Genomic DNA, 12,689 nt, shown 5'->3' on the forward strand with positions numbered 1-12,689 from the left:
CCCGCCAGCAAAACGACCAGTACGGCCGGCATCTGAATCAGGTTGATGAAGTATTTGTATGGCTGCATAAACACTTCCTGCGTCTCCGGATTGACCGCGAAACCGTCCACCAACAGTAAACGTACGAGGAATATAAGGAAGAACACCAGGAATAAAGCAGTTTCCGGGATCAGACGTTTCCGGCAACGGCTTACTATATCCTTATTATCGATGTTGTTGATGAAATAGAGCAAGGCTTGTACACGTGCCAGGAAGAATACAGCCAGTCCGAGGCACACGTTCCAGATCACAAAGGCGGCTTCCAATCCGTGCAGCGAATTGTTCCAGGTGGAGATAACCGGCATGGCTATGTCCGTCATCTGTCCTTTATTGACAGAGAATTCGGCTCCGTTGAAGAAGGTGGCAACAGCCGTACCCAAGAGGATCGGGCCTAATACACCGTTGATGATCAGGAATACCTGATAGGTCTTTTTCCCCAGTAAGTTTCCTTTCTTTGCCTGATATTCGTATGATACGGCCTGTATAACGAAACAAAGCAGGATCAGCATCCATACCCAGTAGGCACCGCCGAAGCTGGTGGAATAAAACAGGGGGAAGGAAGCGAAGAACGCACCACCGAAAGTAACCAGTGTCGTAAAGGTGAACTCCCATTTACGTCCGGTCGAGTTAAGTAACATCTTTTGTTCCAATTCCGTTTTTCCAATTGAGAAAAGCAACGACTGTCCTCCCTGAACGAAAAGCAGGAATACTAACAGTGCTCCCAGCAGGGAAACGAGGAACCACCAGTAATGCTGTAATAATATATATGTACTATCCATGGTGTATATTTTTAGTTATCATTGTTAGTAGATACGGCAGGGCCTTTCTTGATCGCTTTCACCATGATCCCGACTTCTGCGATCAGTAAGATCGTAAAGAGGATCAGGAAGAGGAAGAATGTTGTCTGAACCGACGAGGTCGCCAGTTTCGAGATAGAGGCGCTGGTCGGCAATATGTCCTGTATCGCCCAGGGTTGGCGTCCCACTTCGGCAACCACCCATCCGGCTTGTCCGGCTATATATCCGAGTGGTATCGACCAGAGGCAAACCCATTGAAGCCAGCGGGTGTCTTTGAACTTATCTTTTTTGCTCCAGATAAGGGCGACGATAAAGAGCAGGATAAAGTATCCGCCCAGAATAACCATGATACGGAACGAGTAGAAGGTCATTCCTACATGAGGAACCAGTTCGCCCGGATCTTTGATATAACCGTAACCGAAATAGGGGAAGTTTTCATCGAGCGTTGCGCGGTATTGTTTGGCGGCAACCTCGTCTTTCTCTTTGATTGCTTTGCGGTAGTTGGCCAGTGACTGGATAGCCAGTTGGCCTTTGGCAATCTTCTCGGCTGCCGAAAGAGCAGGAGTACCGTCGGCTGTAGGATAACCTCCGTCGATCAGGTTGGTGATGCCCGGCACGTAGCCGTCCATTTTGCGTTCAGCCAGCAAAGACAGCATCTTCGGGATCTGTATATTGAAGATGAATGGTTCTACATTATCATTATAGCTGGTCTTTTCCGGGTTCAACATCCCGATACCGACCAGGCCGATACCGTTTCCTCCTTCATAAAGGCCTTCCATGGCGGCAAGTTTCATCGGTTGTTTCTGAGCTACCTGGTAAGCGGAACCGTCACCTGTCCAAAGGATCAACAGGGAAGCGACCAGGCCGAATATGGCTCCGATCTTGATACTTTCCAGTGCGAAACGGGTTTCCCGCTTTTTCAACAGATACCAGCTACTGATACCTATCACAAACAAAGCACCTACGATCCAGCCCGATAAAACCGTGTGGAAGAATTTATTGATGGCAACCGGCGATAAGGCAACTGCCCAAAAGTCGAACATTTCGTTACGAACCGTGTCGGGGTTGAACTCCATACCCACCGGATACTGCATCCATGCATTGGCAATCAGAATCCAGAGAGCAGACAAAGTGGCGCCGATAATGGTCAGCCAGGTAGAAGCGAGGTGGAAGCGTTTGCTCACTTTATCCCAGCCGAAGAACATGACTGCGATAAACGTAGCTTCCATAAAGAAAGCAAGGATACCTTCGATAGCCAGTGGCGCTCCGAAAATATCACCGACAAACCAGCTGTAATTCGACCAGTTCGTCCCAAACTCAAATTCAAGGATAAGACCGGTGGCAACACCGATCGCGAAGTTAATACCGAACAGCTTCATCCAGAACTGAGCTGTTTTTTTCCAGAATTCGTCACCTGTTTTGTAATAAATGGTTTCCAGTATTGCCTGGATCACGCCAAGCCCTAAAGTAAGGGGTACAAAAAGCCAGTGATACATGGCCGTAAGAGCAAACTGAGCCCTCGACCAGTCAATCAAAGAAGTGTCAATGCTTGCGATCATAACTATATTAATTAAGGAGTTATTGCCCGTTGGATCAATTCACCTGATACGTGTTCCTCTTTCTCGGAATCGTTGTCAAATTTTCCGAGGTAATTAGGAAAGAAAAACAGTTTTAATATAAAAAACATGATGAATAGTTTGACCAAAATAATCAGCCATAGTGTCTTACCCAGCTTCATTGATCGAAATCCTTCCAGGTAAAAATGGTAAATTCGAATGAGTATTGGTTCCTTTTTCATGTTTACGTCTTCATTTATATAACAGATATAAGGTAAATATGTTTTCTGTTAGACAAATATAACAGAAAGGATGACTTTTCCAACCCCTAACTATATAGATAATATTTATGAAAAAATAGACATTGTCTATAAGCTCTGTTAAAAAAAACTATTTTAAAAAAGAAAGCCGGATGTACAGGCTTGTTGTTCTTTTCGCATTGGTTATATTTGCGACAGTTTGTGTTTTTAAGACGTGACATTTTAATCGAAATATTATTATTAAGTGCTAATCTATAAAAAATTATTACTATGTCAAACATCACTAGAAGATCATTTCTTCAAAGAGGCGCAGCAGCAGCTGCTGCTTTGACCATTGTCCCCGGTTCCGTTCTTGGAAAAAGTCATGGACATATCGCTCCGACAGATAAATTGAATATTGCAGGCGTTGGTATCGGCGGTATGGGTAATGCTAACCTGAAGAATGTTGAAAAAACAGAGAATATCGTAGCTCTGTGTGACGTGGATTGGAAGTATGCGAAACCGGTTTTCGACCGTCATCCGAATGCCAAGAAATATTGGGATTTCCGCAAGATGTATGATGAAGTGGGTAAGTCGATCGATGCTGTTATCTGTGCAACAGCCGACCATACGCATGCTATCGTTACTGCCGATGCAATTACGTTGGGTAAACACGTATATTGCCAGAAGCCGTTGACTCACTCTGTTTATGAATCTCGTCTGCTTACTAATCTGGCTAAAGAATATAATGTAGCAACACAGATGGGTAACCAGGGTTCTTCAGATGAAGGTACTGATTTGGTTTGCGAATGGATCTGGAATGGTGAGATCGGCGAAGTGACAAAGGTGGAATGCGCTACCGACCGTCCTATCTGGCCACAGGGACTGAATGCTCCTGAAAAAGTGGATAAGATTCCTTCTACATTGAATTGGGACTTGTTCTCTGGTCCGGCACAGGTTCGTGCTTACAATAAAATTTATCACCCATGGAACTGGCGCGGATGGTGGGCTTATGGTACAGGTGCATTAGGTGATATGGCTTGCCATATTATGCATCAGCCGTTTAAAGCTTTGAAGCTGGGTTATCCTACAAAGGTTCAGGGATCTTCCACGCTGTTATTACAGGATTGCGCTCCTAATGCACAGCATGTAAAACTGACATTCCCGGCTCGCGACAATATGCCTAAACTGGCTTTGCCGGAAGTTGAAATCCATTGGTATGACGGTGGTATGATGCCGGATCGTCCTGCTGGTTTCCCTGAAGGAAAACAATTGATGGGTCCTGGTGGAGGTCTGTGTATTTTCCACGGTACAAAAGATACGCTGATTTGCGGTTGCTATGGTCAGCAGCCTTGGTTGTTGTCAGGACGTGTTCCTGCTGCTGCTCCTAAAGTTTGCCGTCGTGTTCCGAATGCAATGAGCGGTGGTCATGAAATGGATTGGGTTCGCGCTTGTAAAGAAGATGCTTCCAGCCGTGTGAAGACTAAATCTGATTTCTCAGAAGCAGGTCCGTTCAACGAAATGGTTGTGATGGGTGTCTTGGCTGTTCGTTTGCAGAACTTGAACAAAGAGTTGCTCTGGGATGGTCCTAATATGCAGTTCACAAACATCAAGGATGATGAAATGATTAAGATTTTGATTAAGGATGACTTTAAGATTGTTGATGGTGACCCGAAATTCAACAAGATCTGGACTGATCCTATCAATGCTAAACAGTTTGCAAACGAACTGATCAAGCACAATTATCGTAGTGGTTGGAAATTGCCAGATATGCCTAGATAACAGTTTTAAACTTACATAAAAATGAAGAAGTCAGTATTATTTGCAAGTGCCGCGCTGATGATGTGTTATTTCACATCTTGTGGCGGTGGAAAGAAAACAGAAGACGCTGCTGCCGATGCAACAGCTGAAACAAAAACAGAAGCAGCTGTGCCTGAATACACATTATTGGATTTACCGACTGTAGATTTATCTACATTCCCGAAAGATGCCGACGGTTGGGTTACTATGTTTGATGGTAAAACACTGAATGGCTGGAGAGGATATGACCGCGAAGATGTTCCTAATGCTTGGGAAGTAAACGACGGTGCAATCCATATTAAAGGTTCCGGTGCCGGTGAAGCTGGTGCAAAAGACGGTGGTGACCTGGTTTTTGCTCACAAGTTCAAAAACTTCGAATTGGAATGGGAATGGAAAGTGGCTAAAGGTGCCAACTCTGGTGTATTTATCCTGATCCAAGAAGTAGAAGGCCAGCCTTCTTATATCTCTTCTCCTGAATATCAGATCCTGGACAATGCAAACCATCCGGATGCTAAGTTAGGTAAAGACGGTAACCGTATGTCTGCTTCCTTGTATGATATGATTCCTGCTAAACCGCAGAACTCTAAACCGTTCGGCGAATGGAACAAATCAAAGATCATGTGTTACAAAGGTACAGTTGTTCATTATCAGAACGACGAACCGGTTGTTGAATATCATTTGTGGACTCAGCAGTGGAAAGAAATGCTGGATGCAAGTAAGTTCAGCAAAGACAAATGGCCGTTGGCTTACGAACTGCTGTTGAACTGTGGTGGACCTAACAAAGAAGGTTTCATCGGTCTGCAAGATCATGGCGACGACGTTTGGTATCGTAACATCAAGATTAAAGTATTGGACTAATTTCGTAATCTACTGATAACTAACTTATTAATACCCGGAATCGGCAATATGTCCGACTCCGGGTATTTTTTTCAAAAAAAGTTTCTTTATCTTGTAACCTTTCCTCCGGAGTGTTAGTCTTATCTGTAAACGAAACAATTAGAAACATTTTAAATATTGAAATTATGGAAGAATGGTTAATTCCTTTGGTTGCGATTATTTGTGCGGTGGGTCTGCCTGTACTGTTACTTATGATACTTGTCATCAGAACAACCCGGACAAAGCATGAAGAGCGTATGGCTATGATCGAGAAAGGTATAGTGTTGGAAGAGCCTGAGAGAAAGACGAATAAGTTCAATGCCCTTCGCAACGGTTTACTGATGATCGGGTTGGCATTGGGTGCTACGGCCGGTATCTTTTTCGACAGTAGCTTGTCTGCTGCTTCAAATGACTGGGAAGGTTTTTCTGTCGTTATTTTCACTGTTTTGGGTGGCGGTATAGCTTATCTGATCTACTTCTTCATTGTCCTGAAGATGATGGAAAAGGAAAAAGAACAATAAAACAGGATTGATGGACGAACAAAAGTGGATAAAAAGCATTTTGGCAGGGGATACTCAAAGTTTCTCCTGCCTTGTCGCGAAGTACCAGCAGATGGCATTCAATATTGCTTTCCGCATACTGGAAAATCGCGAGGAGGCAGAAGAAGTCGTGCAGGATGCTTTTGTGAAGATGTATCGTGCCCTTCCATCTTTCCAGTTCGGCAGTAAGTTCTCCACTTGGTTTTACAAGATTGTCTATAATACCGCTATTACGGCACATAGGAAACAATCCATATTTGAAAGTTACGACGACGCTATTGCTACCGATCTTACAACGAACGAGGTGGATAGTGCGACCGCTATTCTGGAACGGGAAGACCGGAAGGAGATAATTGCCCGTGTATTGAAGAAGCTTCCGGCCGACGAAAGCCTGTTGCTTAATCTCTTTTACCTGGAAGAATGTTCCATTGCTGACATCAGTCAGATTACGGAACTGACGCCTTCCAATATTAAAGTGAAACTGTTTCGCGGACGTAAGCATTTCTACGAAACATTGCAGTTCATGATGAAGAAAGAAACAGTAAGTGTATTATGAAAACATCGGATAAAGATATAAATCGTTTGACGAGAAACCTGTTGAAAGAAGGAATGACAGAGTCGTCTCCGGACCTGAGCCGATTGATTATGGATCGTATCATGCAGGAAGCCCCGCTGGAAGTTCCGGAAGTGAAGAAAGCAAAGATGAAATCGGGAATGCCGCCTTTTATGATTATTGGTATAATCGTTGTATATCTGGTTGCCTTTGCCGGGCTGTTGATGCTTTTGGGTCAGCAGTCCACAGGAAACGTTAGCCATATACTGGACAGCATAAAAGACAAATTACCGTTTATCCTGACGGTTGCCGCCATTGCTGGATCGTTGATATTTTATTCGACATTGGATAAAGTGTTGGCATTGCGGTTTTGATATTGTTTTTTGATTGGTTCAATTATTGTCAGATTTGAATGTTACTTTTCTCTTGAAAGAAAAGTAACCAAAAGTTCAAGGCTACACCGGCTTCGCTGCTACGGTGAAAGACTTCGCTGTCGTCTGCGAATGTAGGATGCGGAGTAGCGAGACAGGTGCAGCCTTGATCTTTTGACTACTTTTGGATCAAGCCAAAAGTAGGTTCAATATTTTCTATTTTAACGCTTTCACATTTATATTGCTATAATTATTCCCGTCAAAATAGATTGTTCCTTTCTTGCCTCCATTGATTTCGTAGTAATGGTTTACTTTATCCTCTGTCGATTTGTTGGTGACATTGAATCCGCTTACATTGTGGTTGCTATATTTCATATTCTCTGCGGCAACCTTGAAGGAGGCGCCGGAAGGTATGCTCAGGTTCAGATTACCGTAGCGGGCATCCACTTTCACCTGTTTGAAGTTGGCTGATAGCTCCCTGACTGTCAGAGTGCTGTAAGCCAGTTCGCCGACCAGCAACTCACCGTTTATAGCTCCGAAGGAAACTTCGCTATACTTAATATCCATCTGTGCCTTGTCGGCGCTCTCTATTTTCAGGTTGCCATATTTGTTCTCGACATTGATCTGCGTGCACTTCTTGACATTCATATTCGAATACTTGTTCTCCGCATTGATGAGCTTCGCATTGCCGATCGAAACATTTCCGCAGTAACCAAGATCAAGGCCGACATTCACTACATTATTAATATCTACATTGCCGTATTTAGCTTCCACGTGTAAATGTTCCGTGAAGCTTCCGGCATTCAGGTTACCGTATTTCACCTGTATCGTGCTTCTGCCCTCGTTGTTGTCCGGCAGGTTGATATTTCCATATTTCTGAGACAGGTTGATTGCCAGTTTAGAGGGAATGCTGATATAATAATTGATTGTGAAACGCTCGTTGCTATTGTTGTTCCATCTCTGCTCTTTAAGAGAGGTGATGCCGGAAACAGTATTCCCGCTTTTCTTCAGTTCGATCTGTACGCGATCCAAAGTAGCCTGTGCAGCCTCTTCAGTTTCCGCTTTTGCCTCTATTTCGACGCGGATAAGTGCTTCGTTTTTATTCCAGTGAGTTACGGTGGTGTTGCCGTAGCGGTTGTCGATCAATAGCTGGTCGCTCAAACTGACGCTGAATGACTGGCTGTACTCTTTCTTCTTAATCCTTTCCGGTTTCCCGGCCCAGCTGTAAACGGTGCTGATGATAAGCAATATGGCCAGAAGTAAAATTGAACGGCTTTTTGTTTGTTTTGTATTCATGATGTATCTTATTTATTTATTTATTTATTTATTTATTTATTGTCATTTTCATTCTCTGTCGTCACCCGCTCCATCTGTTCCAGCATGAAGTTCAGTGTCTCGATACTTGTGCTGTAATGCTGGTTCATGGCAAACAGTGCATCGTTGGAGCAGGGCAGGGTAGGAAGGATCGTCTCTTCAAACATATAGTTGTCTTTGAGTATCTTCCGGCTTTCCTGTAAAAGACCGGCGGCACCCGGTGCCTGTTCTTGCTTGTACAAAGTCTCCATCTTTGCTAGTATATCGTCCATCTGCATGTTATAATAGACGCGTAGTTCGTCGATTTCCGTTTTCGCCTGGCAGGTTTTCTGTACATTGGTCTGCTGATTGAGAGGAGCAGGTGCTCCACCCGGCAACCGGAACAGAAAGAGCAAAGCAATAGAAGCGGCGGCAGCAAAAGCGCACAAGCTGTATAGCTTGAAACGGTTCTTGCGTGGAGAAGGCAGTTTCTTTTCGAAGCGATCGAAGTGACCTTCCGGCAGAAGGTCATCTTCAAAAGCTTCTCTATTGGTGTCTATGAAATTCTTTAACTTGTCCATCTTAGTTGACTGATATAATGTCTAACAATTTGCGCTTTGCCCGCAGATACTGACTGCGTACGCTTGGCGGCTGAATATTCAGGATAGAGGCAATCTCTTCCATATCATACCCCTCGAAGAGGTAAAGAGAGAGGATCACACGGTAGCCGGCCGGCAGCTTGGCAGTCGCTTCTTTTATCTGCTTTACCGAATACTGTATATCTTCCTCGCTTGGTTCATCGGATTCGGGATCGGCATAGTTGTCCGATAACTCGTCCCATTCCGGAGTCTGACGGCGTACGTAGTCGATGGCCGTATGGACTGCTATCCGGTGCATCCAGGCTTCGAAACACAGATTATCTTTATACTGATCGATGCGGGTGAAGATTTTCAGGAACGCGTCCTGCATGGCTTCTTCCGCTTCTGACGTATTGCCGACGATACGCAGGCAGGCAATGTACAATCGCTGTGCGAATTGTTTGTACAGGGCCAGTTGCGCACTTCGCTTTCCGCTCCGGCAACCTTCTATCAGTTGTTCTGTAGTTTCGTTCATTTGTTTATATAAACGGGAAGCAAACGGCGAACGTTGCATCTCCGGTACGAAATTACACAAAAAAAAGAAAGACATCATCACGATGTCTTTCTCCCTGAACTAAATGATAAAAATAAAAGTTATGTGGGAAGGTTTAATTTGTCGTTTGAAAATCCTCAGTTCCCATCACCGGGGCTCTCCCCGTTGCCGAACCGGATTTGTATTTAAGTTCAATCGTCTTATCTCCATCATACGATTTGTACTTGATTTTCATCGTCACTGTCTCACCTCCTGTCTCCGGCAGACTGTTCAGTCTGAATGAAGCTAATCCCCAACCTTCGGCGCCTGACAGGCTACCGTTTGCATTATGGCGGAATTCCAGTTCGTACGTATCGGAGTCTTCCATTTTTACGAGATTCATAAAATGTTTGCTTCCATACTCAAAGTAAGTGGCAAACTGGAAGTTTATATATCCGTCTTCAATCCATACAGACTTCATCGTCACCGGATCTTTACCGTAATATTCATCGTTTTTATCTCCCAGGTCTGGTGCGATCGACTTGGTCAGAACTGTATCTATCCTGTTCAGGCGGATCACATAATCCTGTTCGATGTTCATATCTTTACCCGGTCCGAGTAATGTAAAGTTGATGAATGCTCTTCTTTCTTTACTTACATCGAAGTTCGGAGTGGTAACACCGGCTGCCGGCCAAAATGAAGTAGAATCGTCCCACTGGAGATAATATGAGTTGTTGCCAAGCGGTTTGACTGTTGCTACACCGACACTATATTTATCGAGAGAATAGCCGTCATCATCCAGGCAAGAGTATAATGTAGAAGATACCAAAACAGTACCTAATACCAATAAAAAAGTCTTCAACGTCTTCATAGCTTTCATATCACATTGTTATTTCCCATTCTATATTAAGCTAGATGGGAGAAATTTGCGAAATGCTGCAAAGATGTATGATAAAAGATGTTAATCTCTCAGTGACTGGTAGATAAGTTCGGCGGTGCGACGGGAAGCCCCCGGTTTTCCGAGCAGGCGGATCACTTCGTCGTAACCTTCGAGCATCTGATTGCGATAAGCCGGATTGTTCAGTATTCTATCCAGCTCTTCATGGATCTGGAGGGTGGAGAAGCGGGCACCGAACAGCTCTTGTACTACTTCGCGGCCGGCAATCAGGTTGACCAGCGAGATATATTTGGTGTGGAAGAAATTGCGGAAGATGAAACTGGCTAACCGTCCGGCAGGCGTGTAGTAGCAGACTACCTGCGGCACACGGAACAGGGATGTTTCGAGCGTGGCCGTTCCGGAAGTGACCAGTGCGGTGTGGCTGTGTTGCAACAGGTCGTAGGTCTTGCCGAAGACGATCCGGGCCTGATGGTTACCGATATATTGTTTGTAGTATTCCGGTTCCAGTCCGGGGGCTCCGGCGATAACCGGTTGATAATCCGGATAGGAGGCGGCAACTTCGAGCATGGTTGGAAGATTGTCTTTAATCTCTTGTCGGCGGCTTCCGGCAAGGAGTGCGAGGATTGGTTTGTCAGGCAGTCCTTCGTCTGCAATAAAAGTATCGACCGCCGCAGCTTGCTTCTCTTTATATTGTGCAACTGAGTCTACCGAAGGATTTCCTACATAGTCCACCGAATAGTTCAGCTTGTGGAAGAATTCCGTTTCGAAGGGCAGGATACAGAACATACGGTCTACATAACGGCGGAAGTCCTTGATGCGGTATTGCTTCCACGCCCATATCTTCGGTGATATATAATAGTAGACAGGCAGGTGCAATACCGTCTTTACGAATTTGGCTATTTTCAGATTAAATCCCGGATAATCGATCAGTATGACTACGTCCGGCTGATATCTGCGGATATCTTCCTCGCAAGTCTTCATATTATTCAGGATTGTACGCAGGTTGAGCAACACCGGAATAAAACCCATAAAGGCCATTTCCCTGTAATGCTTTACTAAAGTGCCGCCCACGGCCTGCATCAGGTCTCCCCCGAAGAAGCGGAAATCTGCTTCCGGGTCTTCCTCTTTCAATGCCGCCATCAGGTTCGACGCATGTAAATCGCCGGAGGCTTCGCCTGCGATCAGAAAATATTTCATAATAATAATGTGTCAATGTGTCAATGTGTCAATGTGCCAATCTACCAATACGTATAGTCTATAAATAACTTTCCATTGGCATATTGGCATATTCTCACATTGAATAATTATTCTTAAATTTGTTCATCCAATCATAATCCGTCACATCCAGTTTGCAAGGAACCAGGGAGGCATATCCGCTGTCGAGTGCCAGTGTATCGTTGTCCGGATGGATCGGTTTGGCATTCTCGAAAGAGCCTGTCAACCAGAATACAGGATGTCCGCTTCCATTCTCCGAACGTTTATATTCCTTGATCCATTTCCCGGCAGCCTGGCGGCAGATCTTCATCCCTTTAACGGTATCTGTTTTCGGCACATTCAGGTTCAGGTAAGTACCTGCGGGCAGTCCTTCTTTCAATACACGACGGGCCACCATACGTCCCAGCCGGCAACATTCCGTAAAGTCGGCATCCTCATGATGATCGAGTAGAGATACCCCCAGGGAAGGGACACCGAACACGCAACCTTCGGCTGCTGCTCCCATTGTTCCCGAATAAAGGACGCTGATCGCCATATTTCCCCCATGGTTGATACCCGAAACCAATAGGTCGGGCTTGCGGTCGAGTACTTCGTTGATAGCCAGTTTCACGCAGTCGACCGGAGTGCCGGTACATTTATATACTGTCAGTCCTTTTTCTTTCTTTACTAATGAGTAGCGGAGAGGGTTCTCTGCCGTGATAGCACTACTCATTCCTGAGCGGGGGCCATCAGGAGCCATAACAATCAAATCTCCCAGGTCGCGCAGGCATTCTATTAACTCTTTAATTCCTTTGGCGTTTACGCCGTCATCGTTTGTAATCAGGATAAGCGGTCTATCGTTCATCGCGTACTTATTTTTATAATTACTTCTACAAATGTAACGATAATCTTTTGATGGCGGATGCTTTTAATTTATTCTAACGTTCGGGGTGTTTGTCTGCCTTTTGTTGTAAGGGCTTCCGGTAGGGCTCGTATTGGCTAAGTTCTTTCATTAGTAGTTCTAAGGGTAAAGCATAGGATAATTAAGGCGAAAGGTCAGCATATTTGAAAAAGTAAGGCTCTTGTTAGAAATATGTAAGGTTTAGGTTACAAATAAGTAATGCAAGCATTACTTTTATAAAAGTAGGGAGAAATGCCCTAAATAGTAAGGTGCTTTGGTTTTAGCTGTCCTAATGAAATATCTTAGGTATTTAAGGGCGAAAAAGGGTGAAAAGAGAGGGGGAGAGGCGGAGCACGAGAAGCCCGAATCGGAGGGTATATATGGTATCATATTAATGTACACGCGTACATAATATGTATAGTGCTTGTTTTATTCGAAAAATAGCGGACTGAATGCGGGGGACAGGAAGCATTGAGATGACGAGAAAAAACGATCGTTTATTCTCGTCATTGGTTTGGCGTTC

14 protein-coding genes are annotated in these 12,689 nt (G+C 44.6%); 5 read left to right on the plus strand and 9 right to left on the minus strand.

The features are described from left to right. The 3 genes from QZ076_RS15425 to QZ076_RS15435 form a co-directional block, all read right to left on the minus strand. On the minus strand, positions 1-818 hold an 818-nt coding region (locus tag QZ076_RS15425; RefSeq protein WP_293714559.1), incomplete at its 3' end, for a cytochrome d ubiquinol oxidase subunit II. A gap of 11 nt (positions 819-829) precedes the next feature. Continuing rightward, complete coding sequence (locus tag QZ076_RS15430) at positions 830-2,395, minus strand: cytochrome ubiquinol oxidase subunit I (RefSeq protein WP_293714561.1); 1,566 nt, start codon at positions 2,393-2,395, stop codon at positions 830-832. 11 nt (positions 2,396-2,406) lie between these two features. Beyond that, positions 2,407-2,634, minus strand: coding sequence for a DUF4492 domain-containing protein (locus QZ076_RS15435; RefSeq protein ID WP_195373240.1), 228 nt, complete (start codon positions 2,632-2,634; stop codon positions 2,407-2,409). A 288-nt stretch (positions 2,635-2,922) separates the two neighbouring features. Between QZ076_RS15435 and QZ076_RS15440 the strand changes: the two genes are divergently transcribed. The 5 genes from QZ076_RS15440 to QZ076_RS15460 all read left to right on the plus strand — a co-directional run bounded on the left by QZ076_RS15440 (position 2,923) and on the right by QZ076_RS15460 (position 6,773). Beyond that, positions 2,923-4,413, plus strand: coding sequence for a Gfo/Idh/MocA family oxidoreductase (locus QZ076_RS15440; protein WP_293714563.1), 1,491 nt, complete (start codon positions 2,923-2,925; stop codon positions 4,411-4,413). A 21-nt stretch (positions 4,414-4,434) separates the two neighbouring features. After that, on the plus strand, positions 4,435-5,289 hold the full coding sequence (locus tag QZ076_RS15445; protein WP_293714566.1) for a DUF1080 domain-containing protein: 855 nt from the start codon (positions 4,435-4,437) through the stop codon (positions 5,287-5,289). 164 nt (positions 5,290-5,453) lie between these two features. After that, complete coding sequence (locus QZ076_RS15450; RefSeq protein ID WP_293714568.1) at positions 5,454-5,828, plus strand: DUF6249 domain-containing protein; 375 nt, start codon at positions 5,454-5,456, stop codon at positions 5,826-5,828. 10 nt (positions 5,829-5,838) lie between these two features. Beyond that, complete coding sequence (locus tag QZ076_RS15455; RefSeq protein ID WP_293714571.1) at positions 5,839-6,402, plus strand: sigma-70 family RNA polymerase sigma factor; 564 nt, start codon at positions 5,839-5,841, stop codon at positions 6,400-6,402. Further along, positions 6,399-6,773, plus strand: coding sequence for a hypothetical protein (locus QZ076_RS15460; protein ID WP_293714573.1), 375 nt, complete (start codon positions 6,399-6,401; stop codon positions 6,771-6,773). Before QZ076_RS15455 ends, QZ076_RS15460 begins: the two co-directional genes overlap by 4 nt. 213 nt (positions 6,774-6,986) lie before the next feature. Here QZ076_RS15460 and QZ076_RS15465 read toward each other — a convergent pair whose 3' ends face one another. The 6 genes from QZ076_RS15465 to surE all read right to left on the minus strand — a co-directional run bounded on the left by QZ076_RS15465 (position 6,987) and on the right by surE (position 12,130). Then, positions 6,987-8,066, minus strand: a complete 1,080-nt coding sequence (locus tag QZ076_RS15465) for a hypothetical protein (RefSeq protein WP_293714575.1) — start codon at positions 8,064-8,066, stop codon at positions 6,987-6,989. A 32-nt stretch (positions 8,067-8,098) separates the two neighbouring features. Then, the gene (locus QZ076_RS15470; RefSeq protein ID WP_293714577.1) at positions 8,099-8,644 is read right to left on the minus strand and encodes a hypothetical protein; all 546 of its coding nucleotides are present in this window, start codon (positions 8,642-8,644) and stop codon (positions 8,099-8,101) included. A 1-nt stretch (position 8,645) separates the two neighbouring features. After that, complete coding sequence (locus QZ076_RS15475; protein WP_288205864.1) at positions 8,646-9,176, minus strand: sigma-70 family RNA polymerase sigma factor; 531 nt, start codon at positions 9,174-9,176, stop codon at positions 8,646-8,648. A gap of 133 nt (positions 9,177-9,309) precedes the next feature. Then, positions 9,310-10,053 carry a NigD-like protein gene (locus QZ076_RS15480; protein ID WP_293714581.1) on the minus strand — a complete coding sequence of 248 codons (744 nt, stop codon included), beginning with the start codon at positions 10,051-10,053 and terminating at the stop codon, positions 9,310-9,312. Positions 10,054-10,134: 81 nt separating this feature from the next. After that, positions 10,135-11,268: a lipid-A-disaccharide synthase gene (gene lpxB, locus QZ076_RS15485; protein WP_293714583.1), complete on the minus strand. Its 1,134-nt coding sequence runs from the start codon at positions 11,266-11,268 to the stop codon at positions 10,135-10,137. Positions 11,269-11,362: 94 nt separating this feature from the next. Beyond that, entirely contained in the window at positions 11,363-12,130 is a 768-nt protein-coding gene (gene surE / locus QZ076_RS15490) for a 5'/3'-nucleotidase SurE (protein WP_293714585.1), read from the minus strand. Positions 12,131-12,689: the final 559 nt, after the last annotated feature.

The organism is uncultured Parabacteroides sp., from assembly GCF_905196875.1.
Classification (GTDB): Bacteria; Bacteroidota; Bacteroidia; order Bacteroidales; family Tannerellaceae; genus Parabacteroides.

Coding starts and splice junctions, on each gene's coding strand:
- lpxB (WP_293714583.1), bottom strand. CDS start 11,268: ATGAAATATTTTCTGATCGCAGGCGAAGCCTCCGGCGATTTACATGCG.
- QZ076_RS15430 (WP_293714561.1), bottom strand. CDS start 2,395: ATGATCGCAAGCATTGACACTTCTTTGATTGACTGGTCGAGGGCTCAG.
- QZ076_RS15445 (WP_293714566.1), top strand. CDS start 4,435: ATGAAGAAGTCAGTATTATTTGCAAGTGCCGCGCTGATGATGTGTTAT.
- QZ076_RS15480 (WP_293714581.1), bottom strand. CDS start 10,053: ATGAAAGCTATGAAGACGTTGAAGACTTTTTTATTGGTATTAGGTACT.
- QZ076_RS15455 (WP_293714571.1), top strand. CDS start 5,839: ATGGACGAACAAAAGTGGATAAAAAGCATTTTGGCAGGGGATACTCAA.
- surE (WP_293714585.1), bottom strand. CDS start 12,130: ATGAACGATAGACCGCTTATCCTGATTACAAACGATGACGGCGTAAAC.
- QZ076_RS15475 (WP_288205864.1), bottom strand. CDS start 9,176: ATGAACGAAACTACAGAACAACTGATAGAAGGTTGCCGGAGCGGAAAG.
- QZ076_RS15460 (WP_293714573.1), top strand. CDS start 6,399: ATGAAAACATCGGATAAAGATATAAATCGTTTGACGAGAAACCTGTTG.
- QZ076_RS15440 (WP_293714563.1), top strand. CDS start 2,923: ATGTCAAACATCACTAGAAGATCATTTCTTCAAAGAGGCGCAGCAGCA.
- QZ076_RS15450 (WP_293714568.1), top strand. CDS start 5,454: ATGGAAGAATGGTTAATTCCTTTGGTTGCGATTATTTGTGCGGTGGGT.
- QZ076_RS15465 (WP_293714575.1), bottom strand. CDS start 8,066: ATGAATACAAAACAAACAAAAAGCCGTTCAATTTTACTTCTGGCCATA.
- QZ076_RS15435 (WP_195373240.1), bottom strand. CDS start 2,634: ATGAAAAAGGAACCAATACTCATTCGAATTTACCATTTTTACCTGGAA.
- QZ076_RS15470 (WP_293714577.1), bottom strand. CDS start 8,644: ATGGACAAGTTAAAGAATTTCATAGACACCAATAGAGAAGCTTTTGAA.